We start from the raw sequence: 17,516 nt of genomic DNA on the forward strand, positions 1-17,516 counted from the left end.
GTCAATTCTTTTTTAGACGGTTGATCGTTCAATAAGGCGGTAATCAAGAACTTTCCTTCCCGGAGGCCCGCCGTTGATCCGGTTCTCAAGCATGTGAAAAGCCTGCTTTCCCATTTCTTTCGTTTGTATATCTATTGTGGAAATACCTAACATCTTGCTGATATCATGATTGTCGATGCTCAAAATCGCAAGCTCTTCCGGGATGCGCGTCCCGTTTGCCTTGGCTTCAAGGTAAAGACCTGCGGATACTTGATCATTCGCCGCAAACAGCGCAGTCGGTTTGTCATCCCAGCTCTTCCATCTATGAAAAAGGGCTTTCCCGTCAAGCAGCGTCAGCACCTTTTCCACAACCAGCTCTTCCCTGTAAGGCTGCCCGATCTTCTTCAGCGCCTCTTTGTATGCGGCGATGCGGACTTGACTGTTTTTTCCCTTTTTCTGGCCAGGCTGATCGCTATTTTCCGGTGTCCCTTTTCGATCAGATAATCCAGACCGTGCCGAAATGCTTCCCGATGCGGATTACTGATGGAGGAAAGCCCCGCCGCATCAGTGTACTGGCAGAGGATGAGCGGTTCTTTCACGGTAAGCAGATGCTCATCAGGAATTGCTTTGGAGCAGATAATCAGGCCGTCCACTTGGCGCTCCTGTAATTGTGATAAAGCAAAACGTTCTTTTTGCTGCTGATAATCTGTCTGGTATAAAGAAAGATGCACGCCTGACGCTTCGGCAGCCTCGGCAATACCTGCAACAAGGTCTGCAAAATACGGAAGATTCACCGACGGAAGCACAACGCCGATCATATCGGAAAAACCTTTGGATAAATGCACAGCATGAATGTTGCGTGTGTATCCGAGCGATTGCATCGCTTTTTTCACTCTTTCTCTTTTGTCCTTACTTACATAAGGATGATCATTTAAAACTCTTGATACCGTTGTAACGGAAACCCCGGCAGCGCCGGCAATGTCTCTGATCGTAGCCATGGCGTCCCCCCTTTCTTTTTTCCCTTGATCTGGAATGCGTTTCATACAGTAAGCTAGAAACAGATACATCCTATTCGTTTGAAAGGAGAAGAACAGCGATGGGGATTCTTTGCTTAATCGGTTTGTGTCTGGCCATACTCGGCGGCAGTTACCTTGCCCTGCGGCCCCTGAATGAAAAGCATGACATCAAACCATTTCAGCATTTTGATGATTTTTTCATTTAAAAGGTGATAAAAAAGGACGCTGCGTTCCAGAACCGTCCTTTTTTATCACAAAGCTTTCTATTTCAGAATCGTTAATTCTTTCGGATACTGCGTTAATGCTTCGGCGCCGTCTTTTGTGACAAACACATCGTCTTCTATGCGCACGCCGCCGACATCCGGTACGTAAATCCCCGGTTCTATCGTGTACACCATGCCTTCTTTGAGGAGTGTGTCGTTCGCGCTGCTCATTGATGGATATTCGTGAACCGAAATCCCGAGTCCGTGGCCGAGGCGGTGCGGGAAATAGTCTCCGTATCCGGCTTTTTCAATAATGCCGCGGGCTTTTAAATCAAGATCGCCGATTCTGACGCCGGGTTTGCTTAATTGAAGCGCCGCCTGTTCAGCTTTAAGCACCGTTTCGTAAATCTCTTCCTGTTTCGGGCTGATTGATTGGTATGCGAATGTTCTCGTAATGTCTGAACAGTAGCCGTCAAGAATAACGCCCAGATCAAACAGAACAAAATCGCCTTTTTTCAACCGGTCTGCACCCGGATTCCCATGGGGCTGGCCTGATTTTTCCCCGAACAGCACCATCGTTGAAAATGACATGCCCTGCACACCTTTTTTCTTCAGCTCAAACTCAATCTGTGCGAGTACTTCGGTTTCACTCACACCCTCTTTAAGCGCCGCGACACCGACTTCAACCCCGTAATCCGCGAGTTTTGCCGCTTCCCTGAGAATGCTGATTTCCTTCTCATCTTTTACGAGACGGAATTGATTGAGCGTTTCTTCTGCCGAAACAAATACAGCGCCCCCTGAAGCTTGTTTGAGCTGTTCTGAGCGGGAAAGAGAGATCGAATCCTTTTCAACCGCGATGGAATCAAGCCGCACATTTTGTTTTGTGAGCTCGGCTTTGATCAGCTCCCACGGATCTTCGTGATCGCCGTAGCCGATAATACCATGCTCCCATCCGGCGCTTCGGGCTTGTCCGGCTTCCATTCCCGGACAAACGAAAAACGGCTCCTGTTCCTGAAACAGGAACAATCCCATTAACCGCTCATGCGGGTCCGTGTAAAAATCAGTTAAATAAAATACGTTTTCCTTTGTATGTATAAACGCCGCATCATGTCCTTCTTTTTTCAGCCAAGATGAAACACGTTCTAATCTGTTCATTTTTTGCTTTTCCTCCTTACCAAAGTGACTCTTTATTCATTCTATCAGTTTTCCGGCGTTTATGCTGTGAACGAACATTTAAAAAAACAGCCGCCCGATGTGCGGCTGTCATCTTTATTTTAATAATCTCAGTCCGTTCAGTATGACCAGAATCGTGCTCCCCTCATGCCCGATTACGCCAAACGGCAGTTCCATCACCTGCAGAAAGTTAGCGCAGATCAAAAGGCAGATGACCGAGAGCGAGAAAACAATATTCTGCTTAATAATCCGGTTCATTTTCCTTGAGAGTCTGCACATTTTTACAAGCTTGTGAAGATCATTTTTCATAAGGACTAAGTCAGCCGTTTCAAGAGCCACGTCCGTTCCCCCGCCCATCGCAATACCGACGTCAGCGGTTTTCAGAGCGGGCGCGTCATTAATGCCGTCTCCGACCATGGCGATTGTGCCGTACGTTTCTTTCAGCTTCTTCACTTCTTTTGCCTTTTGGTCCGGCAGACAATCGGCAACAACCGTCGTCATGCCCGCCTCTTTCGCGATGGCAGCCGCAGTTTCAGACTGATCGCCGGTGAGCATGGCTGTTTGAATGCCCAGTGATTCAAGCTCAGCCATCACGGCTTTGGCTTCAGGGCGGATTTGATCCTTTAAGGCGAAGCAGCCTGCAATCCGGTCATCTTTTTTAACAAAGACCAGTGTAAAGCCTTTATCCTTTAATTCTTTTCCCGATGTCTGCAAAAAAGCATCTGCCGCATGTTCGCCTGCAAATCCCGCTTTTCCGACCATCCATTTGACGCCTTCTATTTCAGCCTGAACGCCGAATCCCGACGTCTCGTCAATCGATAGATGGCCTGCGGGCGCGGCGCCCCGGCTTTCGGCAAATTCAGCTATCGCTTTTGCAAGCGGGTGGCTTGATTGCTTTTCTATCGCATACACCGCCTGCATGATCTCATCTTCACTCACATGTTCCGCAGCTTGAAATGCCGCGACTGCCGGCTGTCCCTTTGTGACCGTGCCGGTTTTGTCAAATGCGATCATCCGTACGCTTCCCAGCTGCTCTAAAAACACACTTCCTTTAACCAATAATCCGTTGCGGGCCCCATTTGAGATAAGGGAAAGCGCAGCGGGCATAATAGAAGCGACAAGCGCGCACGGGGAGGCGACCACCATAAACACCATCGCCCGGTAAAAGGTTTCACTCCAGCTCCAGCCTAAAGCGAAATGAGGAACGAATAAAAGCAAAGCCACGGCTAACAGCACGCCTTTGACATAGACACTTTCGAATCGCTCAATAAATGCCTGAGCCGGTGACACGCTGTTTTGGGCTGATTCCACCAGCCGGATGATTTTTCTGAATAAAGACTGTTCATTTGTTTTCGTCACACGGACCGTTAAGGAGCCGTTTCCGTTTACCGTTCCTGTAAACACAGAATCTCCTGCTGTTTTTCCGCCGGCATCGCCTCACCCGTCAGCGCCGATTCATCGAGGCTCGTCACGCCAGACTCAATGATCCCGTCTGCCGCTACGCGTTCGCCCGGCTTAATGACGATCATGTCACCGATCTTAAGTTCAGCAGCCGGCACCCGCTTTTCCCGTCCGTCCGCAAGCAGGGTCGCTTCCTCCGGTTCCAGTTTCATCAAGGAGGTTAAATCACGGCTGCTTTTATTCATCGTATATGTTTCGAGCGCGCCGCTTAACGAAAAAATAAAGATAAGAACAGCGCCTTCCGCCCAATAACCGATCAGGGCGGAGCCGACAGCCGCAAAAATCATCAGCAGTTCCACATTTAACGCCTTCGTCTCAATGGTATCCTCAATTCCCTCTTTCGCTTTTGCAAATCCCCCGATCAGGAAGGCAAGGATATACAAAGTGACGGACAGGCCTTTTGTTTCGGTAAAAAACCAGGCCGCAAGAATAAGGACGCCGGATACGAGCGCCGCAATGAGTTCTGCATGCTGGAGCCACTTTTTTCCGGCCCGCTCTTCTTGTATGTGCTGTTGTGAATGGGTTTGTGTCATCACTTGTTCATTCATTATGAATTCTCCTCTCTAATTGAGAACGCAAATCATCTTCAATTCCCCGATAAAAGTAAAACAGCCGCCTGACAGGCAGCATTTTCACAGTGTTATCGCAGTGTTTTCTTTATTATAGCATGCCGGCGGAAGATTTCAATTATAATTGTTTTAATTTCTTTTTGATAATAATTATCATTAGTGTTTCTTCAGCTGTTCATTATATGCAAAAAAAGGTGCGGGAGGAATTCCTCCCGCACCTTTTTAATTCTCTGACCATTCTTTTAACTGTGAGGCGGTCATCGGACCGACGATCTTTTTTTCGATTTCTCCTTTTTCATTCAGCAGAAATGACGTGGGAATCGTCATGACATCGTATTCCTTCATAAGCTCGCCTTTCGTGTCAAGAACAATCGGGAATGTGAGATGGTGCTGAGTGACAAAGTTTTGAACGGTATTTTTATTTCGCTCGGCATTCATCAAATTTACCGTTACAAGGCTTACATCATCAGACTGATGCTGTTCAAAATAGGTTTGGAATTGCGGCAGTTCTTTTTTGCACGGCGGACACCACGATGTCCAAAAATGTAAAATCGTTTTCTGCCCTTTATTCGGAATCGATATTTCGTCTCCTTCAATCGTCTTCATCAGAAACACGGCGGGAACTGCCTGTTTTTCTGATGAGGCTTTTGCTTCAGGCATCCAGACGGCGGCAGCTATCAAAAGGACTGCACATACAATTAGGCGGGTTTTATGCATATGATCTTCCTTTCACGCGTTTCGGATAGCTTGCCCTTCCTTATTGAAATGTATCAGCCTTTTCAGCTTTCAATCCGGGGCGCTGTTCTTCCGCCGCCCGTCAAAAACACAGAGACACCGAGGTCTTTGCAGATCGTCGCGTAATGTAAACTTGTCAGAAGAATCATGCCGGTATTCATACCGAGTATAATGCCGAGCATTTGCAATTCCGGCATAGAACCGAGCACATACATCATCGAAAGCCCTACAATGCTGCTCCATACGTTATGATAAAACGCCGTTTTCACGTGGCCGATGCCGATCAGACAGGCTTGAAGCGGCATCACAAACAGATGAAAAAGAAAAAACGGCCACAAAAGCTGCAAATAATACTGCGCTTCCGGAGACTGAAAAAACAAATGGGTCAGCGGGCCCGCGAACTGAAACATGACCCAGACCGCCGGAATGCCATAGCCGAATGTAATAAAAATCGCTTGTCTCAGCCGTTTCAGCACAATATCATATTGGGACAGCGTATACGCTTCTGAAATGCTGGGAATCATGACGACCATCAGCGAATGGGCGATAAATGCGGGAAACGAACCGATTGTCATCGCTACACCGGCAAGCATGCCGTATTGATCAATCGCGGCTGTCCCGGCTGCCCCGGACGCCAGCAGCGCTCCTTTAACCAAGAAGGGTTCAACTGCGTTTGTCACCGCATGAAATATACGAAGTCCCGTTGTCGGGATGGATACGGCCAGGAGGCGTTTCCGCACGTCTTTCCCGCGAAGATGAATGTGCTGATGGCCGGAAAGCGCCCTCCGCGCCAAAATAAACTGCGTATACAAATAAACGAACACCACAACATCGCTTGCGACCAGCACAAATAACGAAATAAGCACGGCCATATCAATTTCAAAAGAGTACCATTGAAAAAAGATAAACAGACAAAGCACTTGAATGATTTTTTTCAAGACATTCGCAACCGCGATTTTTCCCATTTGCTGCACACCCATAAAATAACCTCTGGCGATGGATGTAAAAGCGACGACTGGAATCAGCCCGATGACAATCCCTTTAATAAAGGGGTGATACGTATCGAATACGGGAATGAACGGCAGCGCGACGCTTGCGGCCGCGGTTGAAAACGCGGTAAAAACGGCGGTCATTCTGAAGGCATGCCGGAGCATGCTTTCATGCAGCTTCTGATTGGATTCCGCGATGAATTTTGAAATAGAGATCGGAAGCTCCAGACTGGCGATCACGATAATTAAAAAGATGGTGGGCAGAATGCTCATGTAAAGCCCCATCCCATGCTCGCCAAGCTCCCGCGCCAGTATCATATTCACGACAAATTCCAGACATTCCGCGAAAAAGGCGGCGATGGATAAAAGAATGATCCCTTTCACAAATCGATTCATGGTGTCTCTCCTTGTCTCTCGTTCTTCCATCATCATATGAGACAAGTTCTGAAAATATTTTCGATTTCTCAAAATTGAAAAAAGCATAGCGGGGATATTTTTGATCCCGCTATGCTTACATCGCAAATACGTGTCTGCCGATCCGTTCGATAATTTTTCGGGAACGGATCCAATGATCAGATGCCGTTTTCGGATTGTAGAAAAACAACGCGTTCGTTTCTCTGCCCGGATGGTCAAGCGCCTCATTTGCGGCGGCGATGGAATCCTTATCCGGCTTTTGATTAATGCTTCCGTTTGCTACCGGTTCAAATGCATTCCTTTGATAGATCACGCCCCGAATGGTATCCGGGAAACCGTTTTTTTCAGTGCGGTTCAGCACTACGCTGGCTACCGCAACCTTCCCTTTATAAGATTCACCTTTCGCTTCTGCGTGAACGAGACGTGACAGAAGTTGTCTGTCAGCGCGGGAATACGTTTTTTTCGGCGGCTGATAAGCCGTCTCTTCCGGTTTTGCTTTCTTCTCTTGGTGAGATGACAGCTTTATCGGTTGGATAGAATGCTTATGATCCGTTTTTGAAAGCTTCGGAACCGGGCTTTTTTTATTTAAATCAGCAACCAGTGTGCTGGGTTCTTGCTTTGGCTTCTTCGCAAAAGTAAACAGAGCTTCTGTATGTTCAATTTTTGATGCAGGCATAAAACATAGAAAAAAGACAGCCAAGGCAGCAAATTTTGTCGTCATACGATTTCCTCCTTAAATACTTCACTACCTTAACAAGAGCTGTGCGCAAATTCACGTTTAAAGATTTTCCAGCGCTCCCAATCAGCTTTTATAATGGAAGAAGTTTGTTAACAACCTTGTTATTGGCAGGAAAACAGCCGTCATTTTCACAACATTAACCAAATAGCAGTAAAAGTATCCATCGGAGGGATTTTACATTTTGTTTACATCTGTTACAGCCAGATGAAATGAGAAACTGAAACCAAAAAAAGACTCCTCAAGGGCGAGGAGCCGTCAGCTTCTTGGCTGTTCTAAATACTGGAAGATAACATCTCCGCCCTGCTGGGCAATACCGCGGAAATGCTTAAAATCTTCCTGCTTCGATAAAACTGCTCGAAATGCAAGAAAATGTTCTTTCTGCACCCTGAATTCTTTGATTTCACCGGTGCGCATTTGGTTGATACGTTCTGAAATTTCCTCAGGCAGCAACGAATACAGCCTCCTTTTCTCGGCTTTTTCCCGAAAAACAATATACCATCTTTCCCCCGCCGGGACAATGATTGAGCGGGCTGATACCCATATCGCTTTACTTCTTAAAGAAAATACTGCAAAATATTTTCAAACAGGATTTATGATAAAGGAGAGGAAGCTCGTGAAAATTGCTAAGGTTGGAAACGTCATTGAATTTAAAAACGGATTAACCGGTATTGTTGAAAAAGTAAATGAAAACTCCGTCATCGTTGATGTAACCATCATGGATAATTATCGTGACCTTGAATTAGATTCCCTCACTGTCGTCAACCATAAGAATTATAAAATCATCAGAGACTCCTATTAAACCCCCCGAACAATCCGAACCATTTACATATCCCGCACAAAAGCTGCCGCCCGGCAGCTTTTTCAAATGAATTCAGATCTCGGTCATTTCCACAAAAAATCACCGGTCTCATCTTTATTGTAAAGATTTGTGACGGATGTATAGTAGTTGGTTATTTTACCGCGGAATTCAAGCCCACGCTCGGGCGCCTTGATGTCAAATGTTTTTTCGTACAAAAGGACGGCAATATCATGATACGTTTCAGAGGTCACCTTCAATACGAATGAAATCATACGGCCGTTTTTGCCCGCACTTTCTTTACAATCATACATTTTCAGCCTTACACCGTTTAACTCTAACGGCTCCATAACGAACACTCCTTCTTTTTACAGGACATGCTACCATGCTGGCCATTCCTTTACAATTGATCCGCTCCGAATAAGAAAAAACAGCTCAGGCCTTTACAAACATACGTTCCCTATTTTATAATGAAACAGACGAGCTGCCATCCAGCACCCGTCACGTATTGAAGCGGCGAGTACACTCCCCCCGGGTTTACTCGTCTTTTTCTTTTCTCCAAATGATCTCTTTTCCTTATAGAAGTTCTGTGCGAATATCATGCACCTTTTTGGCTGCGTGGCAGAGACGAAAAATACCCCCGCTTAAAAGGCGGGGGTATTTAGGTTATATTCCGAGACCGCCGGCACTCCCGAGGAAACTTCCCATTTCTTCACCGAACTTTTGAATAGCATATAGTCGCAGTTATCACATCGTCCTGCTGTTACCAAGACTACATTTAAAATAAGGGGTCATACATATTAGACATATATAATATGCAAATGCACCCGATTGTTAAGTGTATTACTTCACAAACTATCCAATTTGCAGTTCATTTGTTACAAGAAGTTCACCTAGTTTCTAAAGTATAGGTTTTTCCATTACTACTGTTTTAACTTCATAACCATTAGGGTTGGTAACCGTTTCTTCTTTATAAACTATGTAACCCATTCTTTCGTACAAGCTTATATTTTTTGGTAATGATGCACGAACACGGCATTCTATTTTCTTTTTTATTTTCAATAGCATAATTCTCAATCCATAATAATATTGCTTTCGCTATCCCTTTTCCTCTTGCGTGTGATGTAACGGATAATCTTGAAAAATATATCGAGGTATCTTTTAATGTGATTCTAGAAGAAGCAACTGGTTCCCCATCTACAAAGCACAACAATGCTTTTTCTAATCCTTGTTTCATTGCATTTAATAGATGATCTAACGGTTCATTTAATGCACTAGAGGGAACTTCAAGAAATCTATATTCTTCAAATGCCTCTAACATAATTTTATGCACAATCTGATATTCTTCTGCACTTGCTAATCGTATTTCTAACTTCATTTTTTCCCTCCAAGTTGATGTTATTTAGAACTATTATATCTTTTTTATAATTTTCTGTTGTGCTAACTGCCATGTTTCTTCCGTAAATTAAATTTTTATTTATTACAGAAATGCTGCCCGGCTAAAAAAAGCAACTGCTCTTATTGCAATTGCTTTCGTTTTCACCATTTAGGTGAATAGCATTTTATATATTTTTATACCTGAGCGTAAGCAACCTTAGAAATAAACTGAATAGACTATACTTGCTCTTTTAAAAAGACTTATAATGGTCGCAGAGGTGGTCAAAATGAAACTAAATGCAGCGCCGCGCCTAAACGCCGTTATGAAGGCGAAAGGGTGGACGCAGGTAAGACTTTCGGAAGCATCTGGTGTGCCACAAGGTTCGATATCGCGCTTCGATAAGAATAGTCGCCACGAAGACTGGCACGTTTTTTCGATTGCGAAAGCGCTCGACGTAGAAGTCGATGAGCTATTCGAAATTGAGGACGCTGAATAAATAGAACGTATTGAAAAATCCCCGCCTAGAAAGACAGGGATCGTGGTCACACTATGGCTTCTTCGGGTCACAGTCGGGTCACACTTCGCTGTGACTCGCTCACATTTCCGTCTAAAACTGACGCTAAATCTTCGGGTTTTACCGTGACCTCACTCCGTTTCACACTTCGGACCGCAACCGGGGGTATTTAGGTTATATTCCGAGTCCGTACTCCGTCTGAAATTAACGGTTGTCAATCGTCTCCGGATACATATCATGATTCATCATCCGATGTTCGGCCATTTTTTCATATTTTGTTCCCGGTCTGCCGTAGTTTGTATACGGGTCAATGGAGATTCCGCCTCTTGGCGTGAATTTGCCCCATACTTCAATGTAGCGGGGGTCCATTAATTCGATCAAATCATTCATGATGATGTTCATGCAGTCCTCGTGGAAATCTCCGTGGTTGCGGAAGCTGAAAAGATACAGCTTCAGCGATTTGCTTTCCACCATTTTTTCGTCCGGAATATAGCTGATGTAGATGGTTGCAAAATCCGGCTGTCCCGTTTTCGGGCAAAGCGACGTAAATTCCGGGCAGTTGAATTTAACGAAATAATCACGGTTCACGTGTTTATTCGGAAATGATTCCAAAACCTCCGGCGCATATTCAAATAAATAGTTTGTCCCTTGATTCCCCAGGAGCGTAACTCCTTCTAATTCTGATTCTTTTCTTGTCATATAAATCTCCCTTTCTATTAAACTCCCCGTTTATTGCCCCAAAGCAATGTATGCAGCTGAGGCAGGACTCTGACGAGATTCAGATCCGAATCGGCAGAAACCTTATCAACGAGTGTTTCGTATTTTCCGAGCAGATGTGCGATCAATGCCCGGTCGTCCGTCGTATGGACGTTATCGTTTCCGACCTGAAGGTAAAACGGAATATTCGGATACCGCTTGTGCACGGTTTTCGCGAATTGCAGATCTTCATCATTAAAAATGACGACCTTTAAGCTGACCGCGTTAAGCCTTTCTGCCGCATCAAGCGAAGACACAATGTGATCGAGCTTTGCAAAATCGGTTGTCATCCCCGAACTTGGCGGCTTCGGTGAAATCGTCAGGTCGTTAATCATTGTGAACCAATCCTGATAGACCGTTCCCTGCGTTTCTAAAGCGGCGCGCACCCCGTGCTCTTTCAGCAGCAAAATCAGCGCGTCAAGCTGCTTTAACAGCGCCGGGTTTCCTCCTGAGATGGTGACATGGGAAAAGGCGTCTCCGCCGATTTCTCTCAGCTCGCGGTAAATGTCTTCCGCCGTCATCCAGCGGATATCTTTTTTGGCTGAGCCGTCCCATGTAAAAGCGGAGTCGCACCAGCTGCAGGAGTAGTCGCAGCCCGCCGTGCGGACGAACATGGTTTTCTGGCCGATAACCATGCCCTCCCCTTGTATCGTCGGTCCGAAAATTTCTAATACCGGAATTCCTTTAGCCATTCCTATCACCTTTTTTCGGGCGGTATACGCAATAGCTTGTCGGGGTTTCCCTGACAAAAACCTGCACGCAGACCGGCTGATTCTCCAGTGTTTCGAGGTAGGACTGCACCTTATCATAAATCGTTTTGGCCACGACCTCGGTCGTCGGCAGTGAATATCTGTCATCTTCAGAAAATTCCTCATGGTCATTCAGCAATGTATGGTCATAAGTGCCGTGCACCAATTTCTTCAGCACGCTGAAATTCACGAGAAAGCCTGAATCGTCCAGTTCATCCCCCGCAACTGTAATATTTACTGTATACGTGTGCCCGTGGACTCTGCTGCACGCTCCGGCGCTTTCGCGGGGAATAAAGTGCGCGGCTGAAATGTGCATGTCCTTATTCAACTCAAACGAATAAGGATGCTGAACCTGCGGGTAAATTTGAGAAAGCAATTAGTTCCGCTCTCCTTTCATTTTCATATATTCATCATATCCTTTATTGCGGAGCAGGCATGCCGGGCATTCGCCGCATCCGTCCGCAATGATGCCGTTATAGCAAGTCAGTGTGTTATTCTTTACAAAATCAAGCGCGCCGAGCTCATCCGCAAGTTTCCACGTTTCTGCTTTGTTCAGCCACATAAGGGGCGTATGAATGACGAACGGCTTTTCCATCGCCAAGTTGACGGTGACGTTGCAGGATTTGACAAACTCGTCACGGCAGTCCGGGTAGCCGCTGAAATCAGTCTCGCAAACACCGGTAATAATGTGGCGCGCGCCGATTTGATATGCAAGAATCGATGCAAAGGATAAAAATACAAGGTTGCGTCCCGGTACAAAGGTTGTCGGCAATTCCCCGTCCTTCGCTTCAATTTCGATATCATCTCTTGTCAGCGCATTCGGCGCAAGCTGATTTAAAAGAGACATATCAAGCAAGTGATTTTTGACACCGAGCTTTTCGGCAATCGATTTTGCCACATCGATTTCTTCTTGGTGACGCTGATTATAATGGAATGTAACGGTTTCCACTTCTTCAAAGTTTTGCAAAGCCCATAATAAACAAGTCGTGCTGTCTTGGCCTCCGCTGAACACCACAACCGCTTTTTCTTTTTCATGTCTTTCTCTCCCTTATCTATCATTCCATAAAAAAAGCGCCTTTTTCGGAGAAGGCGCCCTAAAAAACATAAAAAACCGTATCCAAGGATACAGCTCGTCCTTAGTTTTTATAGAGGGTGTAGCTAGAACCTCTCCCGCATCAATACGGATTTTCTTCTTTTTTCACTTTTGCTATCATACCATAATATTGTTTCCCGTGACAATAAAAAAACAGCCTGAAACCTGTGTCAGGCTGCAAAAGCGGATTTAAGCCCCGCGTTTTTTCCCCGGAAATACCATCAGCGCAATCCCGATCAGAACAAATAAAGCAGGCCAGAAAACAGAAACCGGAATAATCGGCTGATACGTCATCATAAAGCAAAGTGCTGTCAAGGTCAGCACCGCAACCGGGATGAGCAGCGCCTTCTGTTTCCCGCCGAACAGCCACAGCTCAAATAAACCGAATGCCGTTGCCAACAGGTAAACAGGCCATGTCACATCGGAGTAAGACCAATTGGTTGCCGTTTCAAAGACAAACAAGATCCCCGTAATCAATAAGATGCCGCCCGGTACGAGAAGTCCCGCGTTTTTGACAGGTTTCCGGCCGAAAATCGGAATGTGAAAAGCGGCGCCCAGCAACAGAATGAGAACGGGCCAGCCGCGTTCGCTGATGACTTCATTTGCATTGGTGAATATGCCGAAAATGCCCGCGGCGCACAGAACCGCCGCAGCAGTCAAAAGCCCTCTTTGCCTTCTGCCGAACAGCCAGGCTTCAAACAGGCCGAATGCAACGGCAAAGAGGTAGACAGGCGATGTCACATTTGCGTATGTCCAATCCGTCAGCGTTTCAAACCATAACAAGCCGCCCGTCACAAGCAAAATGCCGCCCGGAATAAGAAGGCCCGATCTTTTTTCGGCTGCATAAAGGCAGCGGCGTGAAACAAAAGCGCGGCTGCGATGATCAAAAGCGGCCACAGCCCCGGCATCAGCATACCGGCAAAGCATAGTGCTCCCGCGGCTGTCAGGATGAAAGCAGGAATCAATACGCCGATCTTTCTCCCGCCGAAATACCACAGCTCAAACAGACCGAGAGCAGGCGCCCATATATAAACAGGCCACGTCACGCCTGAATACGTCCATCCCGTTGCGGTCTCAAAACAAAACAGGCAGCCCAGCACAAGAAACATACCGCCGGGAACGAGCAGTCCCGCCTGTTCAGGCGTTTTTTTCGCAAAAATAAATCCGGCGTGAAATCCTGCGGACATCATAATGAAAAGAAACGGCCACGCCGAACCTGCGGATATATGTATAACTCCCGCCTTCTGTAAAAAAAACGCAATGCCGATACAAATAAAAATAAATCCCAATAATACACGTCGATCCTTCATCTCTTACTCCTCCCCATCATTTCCCAATTCATTATACAGAAATGGCAGGAAAAAAGAAGGGGAATTCCCAAAAAATACAGACATTTTCCTTATATCCTTATTTTCTTTCGGGATTTTTTTGCAAATCAATGCGCCGATGAAAGCGAGGCTCACATACCCAAACACCGGATAAACGGTGGAAATCAGCTGCCCGTAACCGATTTGGCTGATAATGAAAGCAAACGCCAAAATGCCGCCGTAAATATATGTACTTTTTATATGAAGAAAACTGTTTAATTGTTTTTCCAATCCGTATAAATTGCCGATAACCGACGTAAACACTTCCCCGAAAATAATAAACAAATAAATGATATGAAGCGAACGCGAATACGAATAGACGACTTGAGCCATCGGAATGTCAAACTCCAGCACATCCGGCAGCACCGATAATGATAAGAAGCTCGCGGCAAGCACCAGTGTCAACAGAACGCCGCCTAAATAAGCTCCCCTTCTGATCACCTTCTCTGAAGACATTTCGTTCGCAAGCGGCACAAGGACGGCTTGGGCGAGCGATAAATTTAACGCGCCGTAAGAGACGGCGGACAAAAGCCAGTTCCACTTATCAGGCCATACCCATTCGTCCGCGTTTCTCGTGCTTGTAAATACAAATGAATCAGCTGTCACGATAAAAGAGAAAGAAATTAAAAGCGGCACAACCAATATATTGACGCCGACCACACCTTTAACACCGCTTGTCATGACGGCAAAGCTCAGTACGATCGTCAGAAGGATCCCGGCTTGTGCGGGCCAGCCAAGCTGTTCATGAAACAGCGCTCCAGCTCCGGACAGCATGACAGAGGTCACTCCCAGCAATATAAACATCATAAACATGTTCACGGCGCGGCCGATGGACTGGCCGAATAAATATGTGTTCAATTCCTGATAAGATGCTGCATGAATCCGTTTGGAAATGATCATGATTTTGGCGCCTAAATATGTAAACATCAGACCGCTTACCACGATACCGAACAGACCGATCCAGCCGAACTTCAGAAAAAACTCAACGATTTCCCGTCCCGTGGCAAAACCGGCTCCTACAACCGTGCCTACGTATACAAATGCAAGCTGACTTGCAGAACCTTTTGTTTGTCCCATTTCACCCTCCGGCTAAGCGCATATTTGTCCAGGCCTTTATATATGCTTATGAGACAAGTCTCCCGAAAAGACGAACAAATCGTCCTTCCCCGGAGAAAACAGATTCAGCTCTCTCCTCTAAGCAAAAATATTGAAAGAAAAAAGGGCCGGCGTATACTCTTCATCAAGAAAGGTCAAAGCATTTCATTTCCTTTCTGACTATATTGGTCAAAATTAATCAAACCTCACGAATATCACTTATCATGCTGTAAACATTTATTTTTCGGGGTTTGAAACAAAATACTTGAAAGTCAAAGAAGGTCAGAGTATACTAATAATCAAAGAAGGTCAAAGTTTCGGCCTTATTTTCTAATCCATTTGGTCAAAGATGATCAAACATTTTTCGAGGAGGTTTTGGCAAATGCGTTGTCAACATTGTCAGAAAAACGAGGCGACGATTCGCCTGAACATGCAAGTCAATTCCATTCAAAAACAATTCGTTTTATGTGAAACATGTTATACAGAATTAACCCGAAAACCGTCTATGAGCATGGGGCCGCAATCATTCGGATTCCCGTTTGAGCAAGGTTTCGCTCCCAATCAAAATAAACAGCAGGCCGGCCCTGAAAAAGGCCTGCTCGACGAGCTCGCTCAAAACGTCACAAACGGCGCAAAAGCAGGTCTGATTGACCCTGTGATCGGCCGCGATAATGAAGTGGCGCGCGTAATTGAAATTTTGAACCGCCGGAATAAAAACAATCCGGTGCTGATCGGTGAGCCGGGCGTCGGTAAAACGGCTATTGCAGAAGGCCTCGCGCTTAAAATCGCTGAAGGCGATGTGCCGAACAAATTGAAAAACAAAGAACTTTACCTGCTTGACGTCGCTTCTCTCGTCGCCAATACAGGGATCAGAGGCCAGTTTGAAGAAAGAATGAAACAATTAATGAACGAATTAAAAGAACGGAAAAACGTCATCTTGTTCATTGATGAGATTCACCTTCTCGTAGGCGCCGGCTCTGCCGAGGGATCAATGGATGCCGGGAACATCCTGAAACCGGCCCTTGCCAGAGGCGAGCTGCAGGTCATCGGGGCGACAACGCTGAAAGAGTACCGCCAGATTGAAAAAGATGCGGCGCTTGAAAGACGCTTCCAGCCTGTCATGGTTCACGAGCCTACAATAGAACAAGCCATCAGCATTCTGGAAGGCATTAAAGATAAATACGAGAAATACCACGGCGTCACATTCAGCAATGAAGCGATAAACGCCTGTGTTACGCTTTCATCCCGTTACATTCAGGACCGCCACCTGCCGGATAAAGCGATCGACTTATTAGATGAAGCCGGCTCTAAGGCGAACCTGGAGCTTGATACCGTAAATGAAGAAGATGCGGCTGAGAGACTCAAAGCAATTGACGCGGAGAAAACAAAAGCGCTTCGGGAAGAAAATTATGAGCTTGCCGCGAAACTGCGTGATGAAGAAGCGGCTTTGGAAAAGCAGCTGGCGCATGAAACACCGGCCTCTTCACCTGAAATCGGCGCGGAGCATATTCAAGCCATCATTGAACAGAAAACAGGCATTCCGGTCGGAAAACTCCAGGCTGATGAACAAGTCAAAATGAAGGAACTTGAAGAGCATCTTCATCAGCGTGTCATCGGTCAGGAAAAAGCCGTGAAAAAAGTGGCGAAAGCGGTCAGACGAAGCCGTGCCGGTTTAAAATCCAAAAACAGACCTGTCGGCTCCTTCCTCTTTGTCGGACCGACCGGAGTCGGAAAAACCGAGTTATCAAAGACACTCGCAGATGAACTGTTCGGTACAAAAGATTCCATTATCCGTCTCGATATGAGTGAATACATGGAAAAACACGCCGTATCAAAAATTATCGGTTCACCGCCGGGATATGTCGGACACGATGAAGCCGGTCAATTAACGGAAAAAGTGCGCCGCAATCCGTACAGCATCGTGCTGCTCGACGAGATTGAAAAAGCCCATCCTGATGTCCAGCATATGTTTCTGCAGATTATGGAGGACGGCCGTCTGACAGACAGCCAGGGCAGAACGGTCAGCTTCAAAGATACCGTTTTGATTATGACTAGCAACGCTGGAACCGGCGAAAAACAGGTGAAAGTCGGATTCCAATCTGAAGAGAGCGTCATGGAAGAACAAACGCTGATTGATTCACTGAGCGCGTTCTTCAAACCGGAGTTTTTAAACCGGTTTGACAGCATTATTGAATTCCAATCCCTGAAAAAAGAACATCTCGTGAAAATCGTCAGCCTGCTTCTCACAGAGCTTGAAGACACATTAAAAGAGCGCGGCATCAGCCTGAGCGTCACCGATGATGCGAAAGAAAAAATCGCTGAAATCGGCTACCACCCCGCTTTCGGAGCACGCCCGCTCAGAAGAACCATCCAAGAATTGATAGAGGACGAAATGACAGATCTTCTATTGGATGACAACGAAATCAAAGCCTTCCATGTCGTAATGGAAGAGGACGGCATCAAAGTCCGGGCACAATAACAAAAAAGNGT

14 protein-coding genes and 6 pseudogenes are annotated in these 17,516 nt (G+C 46.0%); 4 read left to right on the forward strand and 16 right to left on the reverse strand.

From position 1 onward, the window contains the following. Window positions 1-12: 12 nt before the first annotated feature. Window positions 13-977 (reverse strand): annotated as a pseudogene (locus tag D368_RS06610) (LacI family DNA-binding transcriptional regulator). Window positions 978-1,075: 98 nt separating this feature from the next. On the opposite strand from D368_RS06610, the gene D368_RS20050 reads away from it, so the two are divergent. Beyond that, window positions 1,076-1,201, forward strand: a complete 126-nt coding sequence (locus D368_RS20050; protein ID WP_003154659.1) for a hypothetical protein — start codon at window positions 1,076-1,078, stop codon at window positions 1,199-1,201. Window positions 1,202-1,258: 57 nt separating this feature from the next. On the opposite strand, the gene D368_RS06615 is transcribed toward D368_RS20050, so the two are convergent. The 6 genes and pseudogenes from D368_RS06615 to D368_RS06640 all read right to left on the reverse strand — a co-directional run bounded on the left by D368_RS06615 (window position 1,259) and on the right by D368_RS06640 (window position 7,728). Then, window positions 1,259-2,353 carry a M24 family metallopeptidase gene (locus D368_RS06615; protein WP_101562963.1) on the reverse strand — a complete coding sequence of 365 codons (1,095 nt, stop codon included), beginning with the start codon at window positions 2,351-2,353 and terminating at the stop codon, window positions 1,259-1,261. Between the two features lie 114 nt (window positions 2,354-2,467). Then, window positions 2,468-4,380, reverse strand: a pseudogene (locus D368_RS06620) (heavy metal translocating P-type ATPase). A 243-nt stretch (window positions 4,381-4,623) separates the two neighbouring features. After that, complete coding sequence (gene stoA / locus D368_RS06625; RefSeq protein ID WP_039251632.1) at window positions 4,624-5,118, reverse strand: endospore biogenesis thiol-disulfide oxidoreductase StoA; 495 nt, start codon at window positions 5,116-5,118, stop codon at window positions 4,624-4,626. A gap of 62 nt (window positions 5,119-5,180) precedes the next feature. After that, window positions 5,181-6,521 (reverse strand): polysaccharide biosynthesis protein, encoded by a 1,341-nt coding sequence (locus D368_RS06630; protein WP_101562961.1) that lies wholly within the window; start codon window positions 6,519-6,521, stop codon window positions 5,181-5,183. 115 nt (window positions 6,522-6,636) lie between these two features. After that, on the reverse strand, window positions 6,637-7,260 hold the full coding sequence (locus D368_RS06635; RefSeq protein ID WP_039062984.1) for a cell wall hydrolase: 624 nt from the start codon (window positions 7,258-7,260) through the stop codon (window positions 6,637-6,639). A 273-nt stretch (window positions 7,261-7,533) separates the two neighbouring features. Then, window positions 7,534-7,728, reverse strand: coding sequence for a hypothetical protein (locus D368_RS06640; protein WP_014304905.1), 195 nt, complete (start codon window positions 7,726-7,728; stop codon window positions 7,534-7,536). Window positions 7,729-7,891: 163 nt separating this feature from the next. On the opposite strand from D368_RS06640, the gene D368_RS06645 reads away from it, so the two are divergent. Next, window positions 7,892-8,077 carry a YkvS family protein gene (locus D368_RS06645; RefSeq protein ID WP_003154669.1) on the forward strand — a complete coding sequence of 62 codons (186 nt, stop codon included), beginning with the start codon at window positions 7,892-7,894 and terminating at the stop codon, window positions 8,075-8,077. Between the two features lie 72 nt (window positions 8,078-8,149). Here D368_RS06645 and D368_RS06650 read toward each other — a convergent pair. The 3 genes and pseudogenes from D368_RS06650 to D368_RS06655 form a co-directional block, all read right to left on the reverse strand. Beyond that, window positions 8,150-8,424: pseudogene (locus D368_RS06650) on the reverse strand (DUF3219 family protein). A 311-nt stretch (window positions 8,425-8,735) separates the two neighbouring features. Further along, a pseudogene (locus tag D368_RS20055) lies at window positions 8,736-8,841 on the reverse strand (DUF8096 family protein); the annotation flags it as partial. Window positions 8,842-9,044: 203 nt separating this feature from the next. Next, window positions 9,045-9,452: a GNAT family N-acetyltransferase gene (locus tag D368_RS06655; protein WP_128574654.1), complete on the reverse strand. Its 408-nt coding sequence runs from the start codon at window positions 9,450-9,452 to the stop codon at window positions 9,045-9,047. Between the two features lie 286 nt (window positions 9,453-9,738). Between D368_RS06655 and D368_RS06660 the strand changes: the two genes are divergently transcribed. After that, window positions 9,739-9,948 (forward strand): helix-turn-helix domain-containing protein, encoded by a 210-nt coding sequence (locus tag D368_RS06660; RefSeq protein WP_101562959.1) that lies wholly within the window; start codon window positions 9,739-9,741, stop codon window positions 9,946-9,948. A 222-nt stretch (window positions 9,949-10,170) separates the two neighbouring features. On the opposite strand, the gene queF is transcribed toward D368_RS06660, so the two are convergent. From queF to D368_RS06690, 6 genes and pseudogenes are all read right to left on the reverse strand, one after another. Continuing rightward, on the reverse strand, window positions 10,171-10,665 hold the full coding sequence (gene queF / locus D368_RS06665) for a preQ(1) synthase (RefSeq protein ID WP_003154673.1): 495 nt from the start codon (window positions 10,663-10,665) through the stop codon (window positions 10,171-10,173). 17 nt (window positions 10,666-10,682) lie between these two features. After that, window positions 10,683-11,414: a 7-carboxy-7-deazaguanine synthase QueE gene (gene queE, locus D368_RS06670; protein ID WP_003154676.1), complete on the reverse strand. Its 732-nt coding sequence runs from the start codon at window positions 11,412-11,414 to the stop codon at window positions 10,683-10,685. Further along, complete coding sequence (gene queD / locus D368_RS06675; RefSeq protein ID WP_128574655.1) at window positions 11,407-11,847, reverse strand: 6-carboxytetrahydropterin synthase QueD; 441 nt, start codon at window positions 11,845-11,847, stop codon at window positions 11,407-11,409. Before queD ends, queE begins: the two co-directional genes overlap by 8 nt. Further along, the gene (gene queC / locus D368_RS06680; protein WP_128574656.1) at window positions 11,848-12,486 is read right to left on the reverse strand and encodes a 7-cyano-7-deazaguanine synthase QueC; all 639 of its coding nucleotides are present in this window, start codon (window positions 12,484-12,486) and stop codon (window positions 11,848-11,850) included. Between the two features lie 267 nt (window positions 12,487-12,753). Next, window positions 12,754-13,874, reverse strand: a pseudogene (locus tag D368_RS06685) (hypothetical protein). A 105-nt stretch (window positions 13,875-13,979) separates the two neighbouring features. Then, window positions 13,980-15,008 (reverse strand): annotated as a pseudogene (locus tag D368_RS06690) (YkvI family membrane protein); the annotation flags it as partial. A 400-nt stretch (window positions 15,009-15,408) separates the two neighbouring features. On the opposite strand from D368_RS06690, the gene clpE reads away from it, so the two are divergent. Further along, entirely contained in the window at window positions 15,409-17,505 is a 2,097-nt protein-coding gene (clpE, locus tag D368_RS06700; protein ID WP_014304900.1) for an ATP-dependent protease ATP-binding subunit ClpE, read from the forward strand. Window positions 17,506-17,516: the final 11 nt, after the last annotated feature.

The organism is Paenibacillus lentimorbus NRRL B-30488, assembly GCF_000411595.1.
In the GTDB taxonomy this organism is placed as follows: Bacteria; Bacillota; Bacilli; order Bacillales; family Bacillaceae; genus Bacillus; species Bacillus velezensis.

Excerpts from the sequence above, each read along its gene's own strand:
- D368_RS20050 (WP_003154659.1), top strand. The coding sequence starts at position 1,076 with ATGGGGATTCTTTGCTTAATCGGTTTGTGTCTGGCCATACTCGGCGGC.
- D368_RS06615 (WP_101562963.1), bottom strand. The coding sequence starts at position 2,353 with ATGAACAGATTAGAACGTGTTTCATCTTGGCTGAAAAAAGAAGGACAT.
- stoA (WP_039251632.1), bottom strand. The coding sequence starts at position 5,118 with ATGCATAAAACCCGCCTAATTGTATGTGCAGTCCTTTTGATAGCTGCC.
- D368_RS06630 (WP_101562961.1), bottom strand. The coding sequence starts at position 6,521 with ATGAATCGATTTGTGAAAGGGATCATTCTTTTATCCATCGCCGCCTTT.
- D368_RS06635 (WP_039062984.1), bottom strand. The coding sequence starts at position 7,260 with ATGACGACAAAATTTGCTGCCTTGGCTGTCTTTTTTCTATGTTTTATG.
- D368_RS06655 (WP_128574654.1), bottom strand. The coding sequence starts at position 9,452 with ATGAAGTTAGAAATACGATTAGCAAGTGCAGAAGAATATCAGATTGTG.
- D368_RS06660 (WP_101562959.1), top strand. The coding sequence starts at position 9,739 with ATGAAACTAAATGCAGCGCCGCGCCTAAACGCCGTTATGAAGGCGAAA.
- queF (WP_003154673.1), bottom strand. The coding sequence starts at position 10,665 with ATGACAAGAAAAGAATCAGAATTAGAAGGAGTTACGCTCCTGGGGAAT.
- queE (WP_003154676.1), bottom strand. The coding sequence starts at position 11,414 with ATGGCTAAAGGAATTCCGGTATTAGAAATTTTCGGACCGACGATACAA.
- clpE (WP_014304900.1), top strand. The coding sequence starts at position 15,409 with ATGCGTTGTCAACATTGTCAGAAAAACGAGGCGACGATTCGCCTGAAC.